Origin of the sequence: Methylobacter sp. BBA5.1 (assembly GCF_000746145.1) — a bacterium.
Lineage (GTDB): Bacteria > Pseudomonadota > Gammaproteobacteria > Methylococcales > Methylomonadaceae > Methylobacter > Methylobacter marinus.
In genome coordinates this window covers 57,092-76,397 of sequence record NZ_JQKS01000022.1, presented here as the reverse complement: position 1 = coordinate 76,397, position 19,306 = coordinate 57,092, and the positions used below count along the sequence as shown (strand labels likewise).

The window sequence follows — 19,306 nt, the reverse complement described above, 5'->3', positions numbered from 1 at the left end:
GCGGGCCACCATCAGCCTCAACAAGACACCCAAAACTCATCCAATAGCCTACATTTAATTGCGGAGGAAGCTATGGCGACTAAACAAATTGCTATTATCCAGGGACATCCGGATCCGGCAGGTAATCGCTTTTGCCATGCTTTGGCAGACGCGTATAGCAAAGGTGCGGAATCTTCAGGATATGAGGTCAAGGTAATTAACATCGCTAAAATCGAGTTCCCTATACTGCGCACCCAGGCTGATTTTGACCATGGCCAGGCGCCCGAGGCGATTAAACAGTCGCAGCAGATCATCCAATCAGCAAATCATCTTGTCATCATTTACCCGTTATGGCTCGGAACCATGCCGGCCTATTTGAAAGCCTTTTTTGAACAGGTATTCAGACCGGGCTTTGCCGCCACAAAAAACGCCGGCGACAGACCTTGGAAACAATTGCTCACAGGCAAAACCGCGCACATTGTCATTACAATGGGTATGCCCGCGTTTGCTTATCGGTGGTATTTTATGGCCCATAGTTTGAAAAGCCTGGAAAGAAATATCCTGGGCTTCTGCGGCATCAAAACTACCCAAGAAACCCTGATTGGCATGGTGGAAGCGGTCAATAATGAAAAAAGACAGCGATGGCTCGATAAGATGGAACTGTCGGGCCGTGCCGGCAAATAGGCGCTCTTGAAGCAAGACGGAGCGATGTCAGCAAAAACCAAGCAGCGCGTTTCGCGAATAAAAGAGAAGATGCAGGGCTGTTATCGCCAATAAAACAGTAGCCTTAACTCCAATTATCCAGAAAACCTGTGGATAACCTTGTCACTAAATTGTAACAATGCATTATATCTATTTGTAAATAAAGCAGTTTAGTTAAATTGATCAAAATCTGACCGGAGCTCATCCAGCAAAACAGCGCTCTTCATGAGCGACAGATGAAGCGGTTGCCGGGCTCATGGTCATCCGAGCCGGATCTGTGAAGCAATGTACGTTTCCGACCGAAGGCGGCAATACGCAAATCGATCGTGCCATTGTTTTCCCGGTGACATGCTCGTCGACGACAGCAATTTCACAACGCCCATGCCGGACAATCTGGTTTATGCGAGCCGTTATATCCGCCCATCAAAAGCAACTGATTTTTAGCACTAGTGACGTTCTGGCTATCTGTGCTAAGATCGAGTTCGGCCGGTTGAAGCCATTGATCGGATCACACAGGGATCATGTAAGCCATGTTAAAACGATATCGAAAACAAGCTGCCCCGATCGATGAGAACTCATGCCCGCAATGCGGCAGGCCTATGGTCTTGAGAATTGCCAAGTGTGGCGATAATCAAGGGAATCAGTTCTTGGTATGCTCAGGGTATCTCGATGCAGGATGACTAAGCAAATAATTTGAATACTACCGGCTCCAGTCGATTGACACCTGTCATTCAAAATTGCCGCCGAGCCGTCTTTCATTACCAACCGATTGCTGAATAACTGACAAATTTTGGAGTTATCCAAATTAGAAAAAATTGTCTTGAAAGATATTCTTCTCAATTTAAGTGTAAAAAGATCATGGAATATTGAGACGCGAATAATATCTTTTCAGCCAATGCTATAAGGAAATTTAAATGAAAAAACTAATCGTATTTTTATCTTTAATGTTGCCTTCTTTAACCTGGGCCAGTTTCTTTGCCGTTAATGATAATATTTTTGTGGACATTGACTCGGGAACAAGCACATTCACACTGGAATTTAATAAAACGCCGGATTTTTTCACGGTTGACGAATTTGGCAGGCAGGCGAATGCATTTCAATACTATATTTACAGCGACCAATCCCTGAGTTATCCGAATAATTATGATGCTATTATCAGGGGCGGAGAAATGCATCTGTCGTCCGATACTTTGAGAATCAGAAAAGCGGCGCCATCAAGCGGTGATGTAGGATCTGGCGGCTGGGGCGCTGTTATTGCCGAAGTGCCCTGGTCGCTCGATGGTTCAACGCTATCATTTACAGTCAATACTTTGTTGCTTACTTCATTTGTTACAGATAAAGGTGTTTTTAAATATGACTTGATGACAACTGAATGGGGCCGCATGACTTCCCATATATCCGGAAAATTTTCTACATCGGCTTTATCTCCGCATTCAACCCCCTCGCCTGTCCCTTTGCCTTCTTCATTTTCGCTTCTTCTAACCGGGTTAATTTTATTCTCATGGCTAGGCTTGGCAAACAAATCAGGCAAACATAAAAAATTCGCCGCTTAGCTGGCGCTATGCAATAGACAAGGAATAGGTAATGGCTCAAGTGAAAATTTACGGCATTCGGGAAAAGCTCGCTCCAATACGAGAGCGTTTATCAGAAACCATCCATCAATGCGTCATGGAAGCCTTGCGGTTCCCTGCCGACAAGCGAGCGCATCGCTTTTTCATGATGGAGAAGGAAGATATGCTTTACCCGTCGGAGCGCACCGATGCCTATACCATCATCGAAATCACAATTATCGAAGGCCGCAGCATTGAAGCGAAGAAAAAGCTGATCCGCCTGCTTTTCGATAAAATCAGGGATGAGGTCGGGATTGCACATCAGGACATTGAAGTGTGCATTCAGGAAAGCCCCGCGCACAATTGGGGCTTTAGAGGAATGCACGGGGATGAAGTCAAGCTCGACTATAGAATCAATGTGTAAAGCGCATACCATGGCACTTCAGCCGACATTGGGCAGTAGCGTTGTTTTCTTGATGTCGGCTGAATTATTCATGGCACGCTTCGGCTGATTTAGGGCGCTAGGTCATTCTATGAACCGTGAAGCATATAACAAGATCTCAGACCGATGGGACAGTGCGCGTAGGAAGTTCTATGGACGTGAACGCGAATACCTGGATGTGTTGTTGTCCGCTCTTCCAGGCGGCGCCTCGGTGATAGATCTCGGTTGCGGCACGGGCCGCCCAATGGCTGAAGATGTAATTTCCAGGGGCTACCGGGTAATCGGCATTGACCAGTCCAGCGAACAGATCAAAAAAGCGGCGGAGAGATTCCCGGAACAGCGGTGGGTGCTTTCATCCATGGAAGCATATGGGTTCAATGACGGCTTTGATGCTGCCATTATATGGGATTCGCTATTTCACATCGAGCGTTCGTATCATGAGCCTATTCTGCGCAAGGTTGTAGAAAGGCTTCCATCTGGCGGAAGGGTGATGCTTACGGTCGGCGGTTCCGAGCATCCAGCGTTTACCGACTTCATGTTCGGCCAGGAATTTTTCTACGACTCCAACAGTCCGGAGAAAACGCTGCACATCATTGAAAACCTTGGCTGTCACCCGCTTATTGGCGAATTCATGAATCTGCCGACCGAGGGCCGTGATAAGGGGCGATATGCAATTGTCGCGGAAAAGGCCTGATCCGTGACTCGTCCGATTGGCTTAAAAAATACATCCCCACTTTCTTACCTCTAGTTACGCTTACCGAAGCATAGCGAATCCTTGCAAGAGCCATCCCAAGCCTTCCGATAAAACTCTCTGCCAGAAACCAGCGAAGGACTAGAGCATTTATTTATTAGCCAGAAACATCGCCTCCAGGCTTCGTCGCCATGAAAGCAAGCCATTCACGGGTCGACAGGGATTTTCATAAACTCGGTAGGGTACGCAGTGCGTACCTTTTGGGATTGCATGCATCGGAAGCTTGAAAAGGTACGCACTGCGTACCCTACTTTATTTAACAACAGCAGTTGGTTTCAAGTAACGGCTGATTACTCTAACGTTAATCAGGCGCCCTGCCCCAGCCCAGCATTGCCCACACCGGGCGTTTCACGAAAGGCATGCTTATAACAGACGCAGGCATTGACAAAAGTTGGGCATCCGAAAATGAAACGATATTCAAATTACAATACAAGCGAAGGGAATGGGGTAGGAAAGGAAAAAAGGCCAAAATAACGGGCTTTTTGCAGTCTGATGCGGGATGTCTGAGCGATACCTAATCCTGACTATTCTACTCAGTTTTTACAGCGAGTAAATACTTTTAGTGTTGCCAATCATGAAACAATGAATCTATAAATAGTACTATTGTCAACATTATTACTCTCTCCTATAGTTGAGTCGTAGTCTAAATTCTTTTCCACCGCAATGAGGATCTAACCATGAGCGACTTCTACAAAGACATCTTAACCGGAGCAGTGTTTTTAACTGGCCTGCTGGGCTTTATCTCTGGCGAATTCATTATTTCATCCACCTTGTTCGCGGCTGCGGCCATTGCCAGTAACGTCAACACGAACCGTAAACGTGGCAATGACGGTCGCTTAACATGCGAGTAACCGCCTTGTCTGAACAGCTTAAACAAGCGACTTAAAAACTCCCAGCGCTTCACGGCTCTGGGAGTTTTTTATTTTAACCCTGTTTAAACTTCGCAATCCGCTTACCAGCCTGGCACAGCATCAGTCTTTATTAAGCCGGAAATCGCAACCAAGTCGCACTCCACTCCACCCCGGATTGCCGTCAAATTCAGGCATTCGCAAAAATTTCCGCCCCGGTAAGACCGATTCAACTATGATTATCCGTATTGAAAAAGGCATGGCAAATCGGTGCGTATTTCATATCACTCAATGGATCTACTCGGTTATTTTGACCAGCCAACCATCGCTGCCTTTACATTTACCTTGGGCGCTAATAGCGATGCGGGCATAATCGCCTTTCAACGCTTCAGGCAGATTGCCGGTTACCGCATAGCGTTTGGAGGACAGTTCCTTTACCGCGACCTCGACCGGCTGCCCCTTGACCGTGACGCTAATGCTGGAGGGATCCAGAACACCGGAAGCCAGAAAAGAAAACGGCGCTCCAGGCGCTACTTCCGCTTTGTCGGCCGGGTCAAAATCACTAAATCCCGGTTTCTGGCAGGCTTTTTGGCTGCTACTGCTGCCGTAAGCCCAGGTTTGACTGGTCACCATCGTTAACATCAATAGTGGCAAAACATTGAATAATTTCATGAATTGACCTCGTGAGTTAATCAGGGAAAGGTTAATTGCCGTTACCGGACAAGCAATGTCGTCTATATTACCCCAGGCGTATCAGATTGGCGCCACTATCGTTCGCCAGGATAAAGCCAAAGTGTTTTATGGTTGCAAAAAAGTGCGAATAAATTCGCACCTACAATTTACCTGTCATAATTAAATTGACTGACTACTTTGGCTTGCATGGACAAAACAGTCAATAGCGGTTGTCAATTCTCCCGAATATTTTCCATTTCGATGCATTCTAAGTTATGAGAGAATCGATCATATCCCATCCAACACGAGCAGGACGATTTATCTCGAAATCAACGCAACCTGATACCTCCCGGCACTTGTCGTCTCTTAGGAATCTGTGGCCTTTTCTCCGCCCTTATCGGGGGAGAATGGCTCTGGCCTTTGTCCTGCTGTGTCTTGGCTCGGCCACCATCCTGGCGGTTCCATTGGCGTTCCGAGACCTGATTGACTTCGGTTTTGGCCAACGGCAGAGTGCCAGCACGGGGCTGCTGGGCTCGCTGAGCCTGAACGGACGCTTCGCGGTCCTGTTCGGGCTGGCGAGCGTGTGGGCATTGGCCGTCGCGGCGCGTTATTACACCGTGACCTGGCTGGGTGAGCGGGTGACGGCGGATTTACGCAGTGCCGTGTATGCGCGTGTGCTGGCGCAGAATCCACAATTTTTCGAAACGCTGCAGACCGGCGAAGTGCTGTCGCGGCTAACCGGCGACACCGCCCTGATCCAGACCGTCATCGGCAGTTCCATTTCCATGGGCTTGCGCAGTTTGTTTCAACTGGCCGGCGGCATGATCATGCTGGCGGTAACCCATTTATACCTGTTCTCCCTGAATCTGGGTCTTATGGCCCTGCTGATGCTGCCCATCCTTGCTATCGGCCGTCGCGTGAAAAAACTCTCTCGTGAAGCGCAGGACAAAATCGCCGATGCCTCGGCGCTGGCCGGTGAGATCCTCAATGCGGTGCCGACGGTTCAGGCCTATACCCAGGAACAACAGGAAGCCCGGCGCTTCGCCGACCGTGCGGAAGTCAGCTTCATGACCGCCATCCGGCGGAGCCGCGTGCGGGCAGCGCTGACCGCGCTAATTATCATGGCGGTGATGGGTGTCATTGTTTTCGTGCTGTGGGTCGGTGCGCACCAGGTACAGACAGGCATCATGACGGGCGGGCAGCTGACTTCCTTTATCCTTTATGCGGCCCTGGTAGCGGGCGGAGCAGGCACCCTGGCGGAAGTATGGGGCGATGTCATGCGGGCGGCGGGCGCGGCCGAGCGCTTGCTGGAACTGCTCCATGCCAGGCCAGCCATTATCGACGCCAACCCGCCCCAACCGCTGCCGTCCCCCGAAAAAGCGGAAATACAGTTCGAGCATGTCACCTTCCGTTACCCGTCGCGTCCGCAGACGAAGGCGCTTGATGACATCTCGCTCGACATCGCCGCCGGCGAAAGTGTCGCGCTGGTCGGCCCTTCCGGTGCGGGCAAGACGACCCTGTTCCAACTGTTATTGCGTTTTTACGAGGTAACGGACGGCGTCGTCCGGTTCAACGAACAGGATATCCGTCAGCTTTCTTTGCACGACTTGCGGAACAGGATTGCCATCGTGTCGCAAGATCCGGTGATCTTCTCGGCCAATGCGCTGGAAAATATTCGTTACGGCCGACCCTCGGCCAGCGATGATGAGGTCATGGCAGCCGCCCGATCGGCGCAGGTAGAAGAATTCATCCAGCGCCTGCCGGAAGGTTATCAGACATTCCTTGGCGAACGCGGCACCCGCTTGTCCGGAGGCCAGCGCCAGCGCATCGCCATCGCCCGTGCCATTTTGAAAAATGCGCCACTTCTGCTGCTCGATGAAGCCACCAGCGCACTGGATGCCGAATCCGAAATTCTCGTGCAAGAGGGATTAAATGTCGCCATGCAAGGTCGCACTACCCTGATCATTGCTCACCGGCTGGCTACAGTGAAAAAAGTCAGCCGCATCATTGTAATGGACCAAGGACGCATCGTCGAAATTGGCGCGCCGGATGATTTGCGCCAACGGAGCGGGCTTTACGCCAGGCTCGCAAGCCTGCAATTCGACGTTTAAACAAAGCTAGTACTTAGTCAGCCTTGTTCTGACGAGTAAAATTCCTCGTTGGGAACACATACCGGGCCATATGATATGCCGCTCTCAAAGCCCGGTATCGGTTCCCACGGAGTATCGTGGCCACCAGAAAAAATACCGCCGACAAAAAGCGATGAATGCAACGAGCATGATTAATGGCCCTGGCATCATCTCCCAGAACCAGCCCGTCTCTCACCTGAGTACCGGTCAAAGGGGCCGCCTTGATGAAAAAACAATCCATGTGCATCAATGTGCTCAATAGCCGGCAATCAGATGAATGTGACCTATTCAAGTCGAGGATAATGAATTGCCATCCAACTTCCCGCTTTGGAACATCGTCAGCTCCCATCGCTGCGCTAATTCATCATGCCGCAGTATATAGATATCGTTTTCGCTGCCGCGCACTTTGAAATAACGGTATTCGGGTGCTAACCAGCGGTCGATCACTTCTTCGATTTCAATAGCTTTATCGCCCATGAAAAAACGTCTTGGCGTTTCCTCTCCCCGGTAACCGGCATAACATTCCACACGAATTGTTAACGTTTCCGAATTCATAGAATTTTAACCTATGGTGATGCACTATTATGGTTCAGAGTTATTCTACCTGATTGTTTTGGTGGAAAGATTAAGGCGGCCAAATCCTGTCCACGGAGCGGTAAGTAAAGATCAGGCCGGCTCGATGCCGATGATTTCCCCCTGCTCATTCAATCGTAACCGCAAACGCCCATAACAGGGTTTCTGATCGCCCTGGCAGCCGGAGCCTTCCATGATGCTTTCAAGAAAAGTCACATAGATCAACAGGCTCTCGGGCTGGCGCTCGATGATTTCATAGTGAATCGATTCATTGATGATCCCGCCGTTCTGGCTGCAAAAGGCACTCAGCTCTTTACAATTTTGCAGTAGACGGGTAATCGCTAGTGCTTCTGTCATGGATTTGCACCTCTTTAATATCTTACGCGGTCAGAATCGCCGGAACGCTGGGTTCAACGCTCAAACTGGACTCATGAATAGACGGATAACGATAGCGATTATATAGGCAATGCCGGTTCAATGAACAACCTCGGGCGCCCAATCCAGTTCCTATTGGATGAATAAGCGGTAAAAGTCTGGACAGGAACTGAAGACCAAACTAATCGGCATTCCGCTTTGCCGGCGCTTTATTGCCGGATCGACCGGGCGACGGTTTCCGCTGCGCCGCCGCATCGTCCGCTTGCGCTTCATCAATCAAGGCATGGCAGGCGCTATCTTCACCCAATCCCCAGTCAACCCATGGAATAATGGTCGCGACCGGTGTCAGCAACACGCCCAAGGCGGCCGAAATCCCTGCCTTGGCAGCCAGACTAGACCGATCCGGCATGACTGTCGGCGACTTGAATGTTCCTGTGACATTGACCGGCACGCGCGCGGCTAACAGACTGACATCCTTGGGATTGGCATCAAGCCGCAGATCAACGGTCTCCTTGCCCAAATCAATCTGCCCGGTAATATTGATATTGGTATCGGCAGTATCGATCATGAACGGCGCGGTCTTCATGATGCCGTCATTGACCTTGAAGTTGCCGATTATGCAACGCACCCGGGTGCTTTTTTCCTCGGTCAGCAGAAGGCCCAGCGATTCGGCCACATCCAGGCCCGCCAGTTCCACTAGCAGACTGCTGATATGGCCTTGCTCCATCAGCAACGTGACATCGCCGTTTCCGCGGCCGAGCATTTCGGCTACCGAGTTGCCGGTCGTGTCGAGGCCGATCTGGCCGAAGAACATGCCATCGCTTTCCTGCTCAAACTGTGTATCGGCCAACAGGCGTTTGAGCGGCACCTCGCGGATTTTGATATCCGCCTTCGTGACGATAAGATCCTTGCCGGCATCCATGGTGATGACGGATGCAATCTGGCCAATATCGATGCGAAAATTCAAGGGGTCCAGCGTCAGCTTGCCGTGATCCACGTGCAGATGGGTCCTGAATTCGTCAATCGGCAGATTGGGCGTGATGATGTTGTCGCTATAGAAGTTCACGTCCGCGTCGGCGGAGCGCATCGCCTCTGGACTATAGGGTTCATCGGGGAAGATGCGTGGCCTCTCTTTCTCCTCCGGCGTCGGATCGACGCCGATAAAGCCCACCAGATCCTTGAAGTCGAGTCGTCTGGACTTGATATTGGCTTGCAGAAATGGCCGCTCTTCCGGCGTGCTATAGGTAACTTCGCCGGCGATATCGCTGCCGCCCATTTTTCCATCCAGATCGTGTATGTGCCAACTCTCGCCGGAGCGCGTCACATGGCCGTTGAATTTATAGGACGGGGTCTTGGCCATCGGCACGCCGATAAAAGGCGTCAGCATATCAAGACTGTCGCCCTGTAACTCGATCGACAGTTTGGGTTCGCGCAATTGTACCGGATCGGCAAACGTACCCTCGACCACGACCTTGGTCTCACCGGCGGTCATTTCCAGATCGACGGGATAGGGCTTGCGCTTTTCCCACAGTTCCAGCAGCGAGCCACCTTGCGCCTTAAGCGTGAAGGGCTCGCCCTCGAAACGGCCCTGGCCTTGCAATTCGACGGCCTGTTCTTTCGCCGCCCCGACTGCCGACGCACTAATATCCAGTTCCGTATCTAAGGTCGGATCGCGGTAGACCAGTTTGCTTTCATCGAGCGTCAGGCGGCCAATTTTGGGAAATTCGGTGCGCTCGGTTTCCGTTTCCTCGTCGGTTTTAAACGCCCAGTTGCCTTTGCCGTCAGCGTTCTTTTCCAGCAGCACCCGGGGCCTGGACAAGTGGATTTCCGGCAGCACGATCTTGCCTTTCAATAAATCCGGCAGTCTGATGCTGAATACCAGGCGATCCAGGCTCAGCATTTCCGGCTCGCTGCCCCACTCCGCATTGGCCAGTTCGATTTTGTTGACTGTGATACGCGGCGTCCAGCCCAACTTCACATCCAGATCACCCTGAATCTCAAAACGCCGGTCCAGCTGGCTGCTGATTTGGGACGATATCGGAGCGCGCAACCGGTTCCAGTCGAAGAAAGCCAGCAGCAGAGCGATAGCAACGATCAGTACCAGTAAAGTTATTCCCACCCACTTCAAGACATGTTGCATAGAAATACCCTCTCTGATCCAAAACAGCTGCGCGCACGGAGAGACAAAGAAGAAACCCTCTTTAATCCAAGGAAATCAAATATCTGATTTTATGCATGAATCAGGATCAAGGACTCAATGAAATCGTTAGAGTTCAGAGCTGATGGAACTAGAAAGCCCTTAAAGTGAACGAATAAAGTGATGCCATGTTAAATATACACTTGCCTTACTTCATCGATACAATGTATAAATAATATCGATTCAATACTTCTTTCAATGGAGATCAGTTATGAAATTTTTTAACAAAACATCGTTACTTGCATCAGCCATGGGCCTGACATTGGCCAGCGGCGTAGTTCTGGCTCAAACCGCCGGCTATTTATCGATCAAGGATGTGGAAGTGGAAGTGGAAGGCAAAGCCGACAAAAAAATGCTGGAAGTGGAAATCAAAACCAACCAGGACATCCCTGTTGACGGAAAATCCGGCGCCTTCGGCTACGCGGTATTGACCGACGGCGGTAATAATGTGCTGGTGCTGACTACGCACTTGCCTATAGACGACAGTTCCCATGAAGCTGCCACTTCCGGTTTTCATGCTCACGTCCTGGACTTGAAAGACCCCACCGAAGCCTGTGCGGGCGCCAATTTTGAAGTCGACCTGGAAAATTCCGGTAAAAACACCGCTTTCGACGCCAATTACAAATGGAAAGTCAAAGGCAGTAAAATTTCCGTCGAAAAAGTGCCGGTCGCGGATCTGGGCGATGCGGGCGTGGAATCGGTCGTCTCATTTACACTGAAACCGATAATGGAAGCCAATAAAAAACCGACCAATCTGTGCGTAACAGTGGCGGATCAGGCTTAAGTTCATATCTGTGCGGTGCAGCATTGATAAGATGTTGCACCGTATCACCGCCTTCAGGCATACGTCGCCATGAAAACAAGCTATTCACTGGCCGACAAGGCGCCAGAGGTTTCCATAATCCCGGTAGGGTACGCATTTATGCCCTTTAGGGTAGTGCGTACCTTTTGGGATGACATTCACCGGAACCGATTGAAAAGGTACGCACTGCGTACACTACTGTGTTTTTCAGGCGGGCCTGTGAATAATAAAACTCAGTTTTCACAGCAGCCGTTGCTTTCAGGTAACAGCTGATCGCTATAGCCTGCTTTATTCCCACTCAAAGCTCCGCTTGCAATCCCGGTATGCCGATACGTTGTATCCGAATGGCATTCTTGCCTTCTTCATAAGCCGGTATTTGGCCTTCGTGCCGCCAGAGCCTGAAAGCCAGGGCATACGAAAGGACGCGCACCGGATAGTCGCGCGGCAGTTTTTGCAGATAAGGCTGTATGGTAACGAAATCCGTCACGCCGTATTTGTGCATGATAAAGCGCAAACCGCCGTTCGCGGGCCCGATATTGTAGGCCAGCAGCCCCAGAAACAGATCGCCGTTCATTTCGGCCAGATAGTGTTTCAACGTAGCGGCGGCAATGAAGGCGTTGTGCCGGTGATTGAACAAAGACAGTTTTTCCGTGCCCAGGCGCCTGCCCACCTGCTCCAGGACCGGTTTGGGCACGCGCGTGATCTGGAACAGGCCGTGCCCGCCATCCAGGCTGTCCCGTGGCTTGAATGAAGACTCTGCCGCGGCGACCCCCTGCAGCAGATTCGGGTCCAGATCGAACGCTTTGGCTGCTTCCTCGATAGCGGGATTATAAGCTTGCGCGCGTTTCACCAGATGCAGCAGCTGCGCGGTGCCGTAACGCCGATAGGCGGCATAAACCTGATGCGCCAGCGTTATACGGGCTGCTTCCTGCCGGCCTCCGACCAACGCCTTAAAATGTCCGTATGCCAGAGCGAATTCACCCTGAAGCGCAAACCAGCCGATCATGAGCGCCAGCCCGGTTGCCAGCATCGGCGCCAGCACGGCCGAGACCGACTGCAGCCGACTCCGCAGTTTCCACCAGCCTATCAGCAAGACCGCCGCGGCCAGGATCAAAGCGGCCACGCCAATGGCAAAAGGCAGCAGACTGCTGAAAAACTGTGTGCCTGAAAATTTGCCGGCCGAATAGCCGAGTAACACGATCACCGTCGACACCGCCGTAATAACGAGGGCCGCCACTTCAAGCGAAATTAGCAACAGCCTGTTTTTGAACTGATCGACTGTCGGCCTGGATGCCGGCTTTTTTACCGCCGACCGTGCCGTCCGCGGACGTGAGCGCGGGCGCGGTTTGGCTTGAGTCGACGCCGTATTTTTTTTCGATGCCGGACGGTCTCGCGTTACCGGTTTGTTCATAATAAAAATCCGATTCAGGTAGTCAGCCAATCCCAAGGAAATTATAGAAGAGGTTTTGATTGAGTCTTAATTATTATCTGACGTTGCGCATGGGCAATTTTTTATTGAGTTGTCTCTGGTCGAATAAATTCGACCCTACGGCGCATTTGCAGGGCAGCCTTTCACCCTCAATCGACCTCAATCTCATAGTTCAACTTGATTCGCTGCGACTCGCCGGCCTCGCTTTCAACACTCAGGGACTCTGTCAGCATCTGCTTCAAGACCAGTACCGCTTGCTTGTTGAACAGGCCGACCTTGGTGCCGACATAAAAATCCGGCGTCAGGTATTGACCGACGGCGAGCAGCGTGTCCTGCAGCGTTTCCCCCTCCTTAACCTCAAATTCATCAATACCGAACTTGTCGGCAATCCAGGATACCTTGCCGGCGCCATAAGACAAGGCCGCGCTGGCGATCATATTGCCTTCCGACTCGCTGACCCGATTGAGCGGCCGGCCGGCAATCAGATAAGCCAGCGCCTCCGCTTCCGGCAAGGCAGGTTCCGAATAGATGCGGGTCTGCGGCGTTTTCAGCGGCCCCGTGACACTGAGCACCGCCGTGACTTTTTCATCGCGCGACAGGCGCGAGGCTTCCACGTCCAGCCAGGGATTATCGACCGGGCCGTTGAAAACGAAACGCCCCTTACGCACGGACAGGTCTTGCCCGTACTGCTTGTAACGGGCCTCTTTCATGTCGATGGCGCCGTGCATGGTCATTTTTCCCGCTCGCTGGATAATCTTCAAGTTACCTTCGAGATCGGTTTCCAAGCCCATCCCTGAAAAGCTCACGTTCTTGCCCAACTCAACGTCTATATCGACATCGAAGCCCGGCACGGCGGGCGCTGTTTCCTCAACAGGCGCCTCGCCGACAATGATTTCATCCTCGCTGACCTTGACAGCCTGTTCCGGCAGTTCCTTGAGCTGCATGATCGCTGTCGGCACCGCCAATTTGCCGGTTATCTTGCCCTGCCCGTTCGCATAAGTGATCTTTAACGCCGGTGAAACGGCAATCTGCGCTTCCGGCAGCTTCGCGACCTCAAACGCCTCGCCTGTCAGCGTCAATTCAAGCGGCCAGCCCGATTCGGGCTGTAGCAGCACAAAGCCCTCCAGATAGACAAATCCTGTACCCGACTTTGCAGTGCCCTGTATCTGCAAGCGCTCGGGATTGTCCCTGGTTGCGGCGACCTGCAGTTTGATATCGCGAAGCGACAGTCCCAGTTCCTCAATATTGACCGCGCCGCCGGAAAGTCGGACCGTGCCGGCCGCGGCCGGCTGCTGCACGACGCCCTGCAGCGTCAGGTCCGCCTGGAGATGGCCTTCGATACCGGACACATTCGGGACAAAGGCATTGAATAGCGCAAACTCAGCTATCGAGGCCTGAATGCGGCCGGCGATGGCCTGGCTTTCGCCGGTATCGACCTGCACCTGCCCGCGCACAAAATCCTGGCCGGCCAGGGCCAGGTTCAGATCGGCCGAAACCTTATCGCCGTCCAACGTGCCGGTCACGGACGAGGCGCCCAGCGGAATGGTCGTGGTGGCTTCCTGCGCCTGCATCGACACGCTCGCTCCGGCCGGCATCTCAAGACGGTAACTGCCGGCCAAGCCCTGTTTCAGCCGCGCGATGCCGGCATCGGCATTGATAATGCCGTTTAGCGTCACCTGCTCTCCCAGATAAGCCTGCAGCAGCGACAGCGGCAGTGCCGTCACGTTCAGATCAAACTGGAAGTCGCCGCTGGCCTGATAGTCCCCCTGCACGCAAACGGCAGACGCCTGCCGGACCAGACAGCCTTGTTGCAAAGCCACATCGACGCCCGCCTCGCGCGGCGCTATGTCGATCGCCATGGTTTCCCGCAGCCGCCAGCGCCCCTGATCCGGCGTGTTCAGGTCCAACTCCGACAGGCCGCCCTGCCAGCGGCCGTTTTTGATGCCGCCCGCCAAAACCGCCGACAGGTCGCCTTCGGACGAGCGCAGATCGGCGCTGACGCCATGCGCCGCCTGCGTGCCGCCGCCTTCGACCAGCAGCCGGGCAATTTCGACGGTGCCTGTGCGGATGCGGTTCAGTGATAGCCGCAGTTTCGACGTAGCCTCGGGGCGATAATCAATATCGGCAACCAGCTGTTCGGCGCCGTGTTCGGCAAAGCGCAAATCCCGGCCTTGCGCCTGGAAGGCTACCGATGGATGCCGCCATGCGCCCTGCAAGCGCCCCTTGCCGTTCAGGCTCCCGCCCAGGCCCGGCCACAGGGTATCGAGCCGTGGCGCATTAATCGTGACCTCCAGCGCCCCCTGCTCCGGCTCCAGCGTGCCGTTCACGGCCAGTCTGTTGGCGCCCGAGGCGATATGCAGGGCATCGACCCTGAGCCGTTCGCCGGCCAGGAATAATTTGCCGTCGGCGCTGACCGGATAGTTGCGCAGTTCGCCGCTCAGCTTGCCGATATCGGCCTCCAGTTCCAGCGCCTGTTCGGCCAGTTTGCCCTTCAAGTGTGTGCTGAAGGTCAGGTCGCCGGGCACGTCGGGCACGATAATGGCCAGATTGAAATGCCGGCCCTCGGCCATCAAGTCGAACGCCGGCGCGTCCTTCCAGGCGACATCGCCGGTCACTTGAAACAAGCCGGTCCTGGATTTCAGCTCCAGTTTTTCTATGGCCATGGCCTCAAGGCTGCCCGTGCCGTTGAATGACAAGCGGCCCTCGGGCAGGTACTGCTGCGTCAGCCGGCCATCGACGGTCAGCCGGTAATCATCGAGCAGACCGCTCAATGTCAGCGTGCCCTGCTCGCTTTTCAATTCCGGCTCGGCGGCGGTCAGCGGCCATTTGAGATCGCGCCAGTCGCCGCGCGCGTCGATGCGCGGCTGATCGAGCACGTTTTCCAGGCTGCCGGCCAGATTGGCGATGAATGGTGCGGATAAGCGGTTATCGAAAACGATCTGCTCGATGTCGCCATGGACGGCGGTCGCGCCTTGCCATACGCCTTCGGTTTCGGTGTTGACCTGCCAGTCGGCCTGCAAGCTGAACGGAAAGCCCTCGCCCAATGTCACCTGGCCTTGCGCGCTCGCAACGACCGGCCTGGCATCGACTTCCAGTCGGCTGACAGTAAGCCGCCCCTGTTCGGTCGCGGCTGCCAGCCGCAGTCTTGCCAGTTCATGCACCTGGTCGTCCAGTTGCAGCCGCGCATCGGTCAGCAACAGATTTTCAATCGCAATCTCCACCGGCAATTGCAGGCCGGCCTGGAAATCGAACGGCGCCTCGTCCTTGGGCTTTTCCTCGGATGGCTTGATATTCGCGGTGACGCCGTGCAGCGTCAGGTCAACGATTTTGACGGTGCCCGACAGAAGTTCCCGCGGCCGCCAGGCGAACACCAGCTTTTCAACGGCCACGGTTTCCGTATCGCTTTGATAATGCAGATCCCTGAGCGCCATGCGGTCTATCAATCGGCCTTCCATGGCGGCAACCGTCACCTGCGCCGGCAGATAGGCGAAAACCTGCCGCAACAGCCAGCGGCTGCCGGCTTCGCTGCCGACCAGACCGAACAGGCCGACGGGGATTATCAGCACGATCAGCAGTCCGAGCGCCAGCAGCCATTTCCTCATAGCCGTGTGCCTGCGGAAAAGTGGACCTGAAACGAGGAATCGGACTCGCTCAACGGCACGGCGAAGTCGAGGCGCACCGGACCGATCGGCGAGTACCAGCGGATGCCCAGGCCGATGCCGGTTTTGAAGCTGATGCTGTCGGTATTGAAGGCATTGCCGGTATCGACGAAGGCCGCCACGCCCCAGTCATCAAGTACGGGATGCTCGTATTCGGCGCTGACCACCGTCAGGAACTGGCCGCCTTCAACATGGCCGAACCGATCCCTCGGGGCCAGTTCCTTGTAATCATAGCCGCGAATGCTGTTGATGCCGCCCGCGTAAAAACGGTACGAAGTGGGCAGTTGCTCCAGATCATCGATCAGTGTGGCGCCCAGATCGGTACGGCCGATGAATTTGCCGCCCCAGGAAAAAGGCTGCATCCACAGGCCGGAAAATGTGCCTTGCAGAAAACTGACGTCGGAAAGCGGATTCTCGTAACTGCCGATCACTTCGAATTCGGCTCGATAGCCTCGGGTCGGCCGCACGACACTGTCGGCCACGGAACGCAGCCAATTGGCGCCGGGGATTAATAACAGCGCCTCCCCGGAAGTGGTCTCGGTTTCGAATTCCTCATAGCTGAAATCGAGGAACAGCGTCTGCTTCCAGCCGTTGTCCAACGCTTTCTTGTAGCGCGCGGACAGTGCCGCTTTCCTGGATTTGAAGGTGTCGGTATCTTCGTATCTCAGGCCGCCGCCGAAACTGAACACATCGTAGGTCGGGTCGTCCAGCGGGATATTGTATGCGACATCGGCCATGGACAGGACCGGCGAGATGTCGAGATTGGCGGTCAGGAAATGGCCGCGCCGGTTCAGGCGGCGGTTCTTGTAAGTCGCGTTGGCCAGCGGCCCTATATCGGTATCGAACCCCAATCCGAAGCTGTAAAGATGTCGGCTCCTGGGGTGTAGCGTAATCGATACCGGCACGTGCTGCTGCTCGATATTATCGGTGTCCGGGATGATTTCCACGATATCGAAATAGTCGCTTTGCGACAGCGCGTTATGCGTTTTGACCAGCTGCTCGGTGGTATAAAAGTCGCCTTTTTTTATCGCAATGTATTTCTCCACGAACTCGGGATTCAGGATGTCCTGCCTAACCGTGACATCGCCGAAATACATGCGCTTGCCGGCATCGAATACCAGTTCGATTCTGACGCTGTTACGGTCCTTGTCGATCAGCAGCCGGCTTTCGGCGAATGTTGCGTTTAAATAGCCGCGCTCCTGCGCCAACGCTTCAAAACGCCGCTTCAGGCTTTCGTAATCGCCGTGATGGACGGGGCTGCCGGTTTTTATCGGCAAGTTATCGCGCAACTTCTGAAATTCGGGATCGTCAAGCGCATCGCCGGTAATGGTGATATCGATGGCGTTGACCACGGCCCGCGTGCCGGGCCGGATGTTAAGGTCAGCTTGCCAGCAGTCGCCGTCAAAGGTCAGCGACTTTTCCACGGCGGCGTGGTAATACCCCAAGGCCCGCAAGGCCCGATCAATTTCCTGATCGGCTTTCGCAAACAGGTTGCGTATTTTCCACTCCGGCGCATCGCAGGGTTCCTTTTCCAGCGACAGCATGACCAAAACATTATCCCGGGCCTGCCCCTGAACACCCGTAACAGTCACTTCGGCAACAGCCGCGGACACCGTCAAATACACCACCAGCATGAGCGAAGCCGCCGCTTTCGGCATTGCAGGAATCAAGCGCATGGACCCAGGTTCAACTTAAATTCAGCGGCTTAACGGTGAAATGCGCTGCACAACAGACGGCCGATAAACGATTATTTTTCATAGGATTCTCCAGTCATAACGCTTTTCATAAATCATTGCCTGTGACCCACAGGACAAGAAAAAACCTGAGAGTCAGTTCAGGCTCCCCGGTTCAGCGGCTTGCGAATAGCGCCCGCCCGGTCTGGCACGCAGCCAGGTACGAGCACCCGATTCAAATGACCGACGCGCTGGCGGCACAGGGCTGAACCCGATATTTTTCGGCTTGCCGCCAGGCATTGGACTAGACTTTATACACGGTTTTTATATAACCACGGCAACCGATTGGTCAAGCCGTGAGCATGGGTCCAACTGTGCATCGATCCATCGAGACAGCGCCTGTCCCGCCACGGGGGTTCCCGCTTAAGGAATTTTAATGCCTAAAATAAGTCCTAGTTTTTAAAATGGTTTTATTCGTTCAGGTCTGTGTTTCTTATAACTGATTCCAGCATACGCATGGGGGATATTATGAAACAGTTGTTACTCTTATTAAGCTTCTTGCTAAGCGCCTGTTCAAGTATGCCGCCCGTGCTGAAAAACGCACCCGCAGTCGATGTCCACCTCGATCAGGTACGCAGTAATATTGAGGCTCATCGCGGCACGCCCGTGCGCTGGGGCGGCACGATTATCGACGTCGAAAACGAAGCGAACGTTACGCGAATGCAAATTCTGTATTATCCGTTGAACAATTCAGGCCGTCCGCGAGTATACCGGGAAACCGAAGGGCGATTCGTTATTCAAACCTCGAATTTCCTGGACCCCGCTATCTATAAGCAAGGCGCCGAAGTGACCGTAACGGGCACCATCGCCGGCACCATTGAGCGCGCGGTCGGCAAGAAAATGCTGGCGTTGCCGAACGTCGAAATCGGCAATATTTATCTCTGGCCGGAAGAACAATACAGGGATGTCTATTACGGCCCGTATATGGGCTATTATCCCTATTATCCCTATCGATACAACAGGTTCGGCTATTACTATTATCCCTGGTATTAAAACCCTTTAGAAAAATTGCCCGCGATAATCTCGTCCTGTGCAACAGAGGTTATTATGAAAACATTACCCGCCCGGATGGCAGCGCTCTTAGTGATGCTGACCGGCTTTTTTACTTCCCCTGCCGTAACCGCCGATGCCGCTGTAGGCGCTCATCGCGGTGGGCCGCTCCTTGAACTCGGCGGCAGGCCCGGATTCAGGCCCTACTATCGCCGCTACCCGCCTTCCTACGGCTACAGACCCTACTATGGCTATTCAGGCTCCAGTCGGTATTACGGCTATCAAAGACCGCCTCACAGATATGACGAGTATCGCTTTGTGCCCAGACACAAGCGGCCGCCCTATTACTATGAGCGGCCTTATTATGATCGATATTACGATTATCCCCGGCGTCCTCCTTATCGATCCTATCAAGGCCGGCCGCCGGGATGGGGAGGCGATCCCAGATTTCAGCCGCGGTATCGCCGCTAGTTCA

The 19,306-nt window shown here is 53.5% G+C and carries 16 protein-coding genes; 9 read left to right on the top strand and 7 right to left on the bottom strand.

Annotation, left to right across the window (positions count from 1 at the left end):
* The first annotated feature begins 72 nt into the window (after positions 1–72).
* The 5 genes from EK22_RS14390 to EK22_RS24955 all read left to right on the top strand — a co-directional run bounded on the left by EK22_RS14390 (position 73) and on the right by EK22_RS24955 (position 4,275).
* The gene (locus tag EK22_RS14390; protein ID WP_036252169.1) at positions 73–663 is read left to right on the top strand and encodes an NAD(P)H-dependent oxidoreductase; all 591 of its coding nucleotides are present in this window, start codon (positions 73–75) and stop codon (positions 661–663) included.
* Positions 664–1,595: 932 nt separating this feature from the next.
* On the top strand, positions 1,596–2,234 hold the full coding sequence (locus EK22_RS14385; protein ID WP_020161328.1) for a hypothetical protein: 639 nt from the start codon (positions 1,596–1,598) through the stop codon (positions 2,232–2,234).
* A gap of 31 nt (positions 2,235–2,265) precedes the next feature.
* Complete coding sequence (locus EK22_RS14380; protein WP_020161329.1) at positions 2,266–2,655, top strand: tautomerase family protein; 390 nt, start codon at positions 2,266–2,268, stop codon at positions 2,653–2,655.
* A 109-nt stretch (positions 2,656–2,764) separates the two neighbouring features.
* Positions 2,765–3,367: a class I SAM-dependent DNA methyltransferase gene (locus tag EK22_RS14375; protein WP_027147543.1), complete on the top strand. Its 603-nt coding sequence runs from the start codon at positions 2,765–2,767 to the stop codon at positions 3,365–3,367.
* Between the two features lie 734 nt (positions 3,368–4,101).
* Complete coding sequence (locus EK22_RS24955) at positions 4,102–4,275, top strand: hypothetical protein (RefSeq protein WP_020160279.1); 174 nt, start codon at positions 4,102–4,104, stop codon at positions 4,273–4,275.
* A 294-nt stretch (positions 4,276–4,569) separates the two neighbouring features.
* Here EK22_RS24955 and EK22_RS14370 read toward each other — a convergent pair whose 3' ends face one another.
* Positions 4,570–4,944 (bottom strand): hypothetical protein, encoded by a 375-nt coding sequence (locus tag EK22_RS14370; RefSeq protein WP_020160278.1) that lies wholly within the window; start codon positions 4,942–4,944, stop codon positions 4,570–4,572.
* 407 nt (positions 4,945–5,351) lie between these two features.
* On the opposite strand from EK22_RS14370, the gene EK22_RS14365 reads away from it, so the two are divergent.
* Positions 5,352–7,055, top strand: coding sequence for an ABC transporter transmembrane domain-containing protein (locus EK22_RS14365; RefSeq protein WP_200882605.1), 1,704 nt, complete (start codon positions 5,352–5,354; stop codon positions 7,053–7,055).
* A gap of 306 nt (positions 7,056–7,361) precedes the next feature.
* On the opposite strand, the gene EK22_RS14355 is transcribed toward EK22_RS14365, so the two are convergent.
* The 3 genes from EK22_RS14355 to EK22_RS14345 form a co-directional block, all read right to left on the bottom strand.
* Positions 7,362–7,628, bottom strand: coding sequence for a hypothetical protein (locus EK22_RS14355; protein WP_020160275.1), 267 nt, complete (start codon positions 7,626–7,628; stop codon positions 7,362–7,364).
* Positions 7,629–7,739: 111 nt separating this feature from the next.
* Entirely contained in the window at positions 7,740–8,003 is a 264-nt protein-coding gene (locus EK22_RS14350; protein ID WP_036252102.1) for a hypothetical protein, read from the bottom strand.
* Between the two features lie 199 nt (positions 8,004–8,202).
* Complete coding sequence (locus EK22_RS14345; RefSeq protein WP_036252099.1) at positions 8,203–10,161, bottom strand: AsmA family protein; 1,959 nt, start codon at positions 10,159–10,161, stop codon at positions 8,203–8,205.
* A 268-nt stretch (positions 10,162–10,429) separates the two neighbouring features.
* On the opposite strand from EK22_RS14345, the gene EK22_RS14340 reads away from it, so the two are divergent.
* The gene (locus tag EK22_RS14340; RefSeq protein ID WP_020160272.1) at positions 10,430–11,002 is read left to right on the top strand and encodes a hypothetical protein; all 573 of its coding nucleotides are present in this window, start codon (positions 10,430–10,432) and stop codon (positions 11,000–11,002) included.
* 316 nt (positions 11,003–11,318) lie between these two features.
* Here EK22_RS14340 and EK22_RS14335 read toward each other — a convergent pair whose 3' ends face one another.
* The 3 genes from EK22_RS14335 to EK22_RS14325 all read right to left on the bottom strand — a co-directional run bounded on the left by EK22_RS14335 (position 11,319) and on the right by EK22_RS14325 (position 17,766).
* The gene (locus EK22_RS14335; RefSeq protein WP_036252164.1) at positions 11,319–12,431 is read right to left on the bottom strand and encodes a transglycosylase SLT domain-containing protein; all 1,113 of its coding nucleotides are present in this window, start codon (positions 12,429–12,431) and stop codon (positions 11,319–11,321) included.
* A gap of 167 nt (positions 12,432–12,598) precedes the next feature.
* On the bottom strand, positions 12,599–16,051 hold the full coding sequence (locus EK22_RS14330; RefSeq protein ID WP_036252096.1) for a translocation/assembly module TamB domain-containing protein: 3,453 nt from the start codon (positions 16,049–16,051) through the stop codon (positions 12,599–12,601).
* Positions 16,048–17,766 (bottom strand): autotransporter assembly complex protein TamA, encoded by a 1,719-nt coding sequence (locus tag EK22_RS14325; protein WP_235209403.1) that lies wholly within the window; start codon positions 17,764–17,766, stop codon positions 16,048–16,050. Before EK22_RS14325 ends, EK22_RS14330 begins: the two co-directional genes overlap by 4 nt.
* 543 nt (positions 17,767–18,309) lie before the next feature.
* On the opposite strand from EK22_RS14325, the gene EK22_RS14320 reads away from it, so the two are divergent.
* A complete protein-coding gene (locus tag EK22_RS14320; protein ID WP_036252162.1) occupies positions 18,310–18,834 on the top strand; it encodes a Slp family lipoprotein in 525 nt (174 codons plus the stop codon).
* Between the two features lie 54 nt (positions 18,835–18,888).
* Positions 18,889–19,302, top strand: coding sequence for a hypothetical protein (locus tag EK22_RS24950; protein ID WP_020160267.1), 414 nt, complete (start codon positions 18,889–18,891; stop codon positions 19,300–19,302).
* Positions 19,303–19,306: the final 4 nt, after the last annotated feature.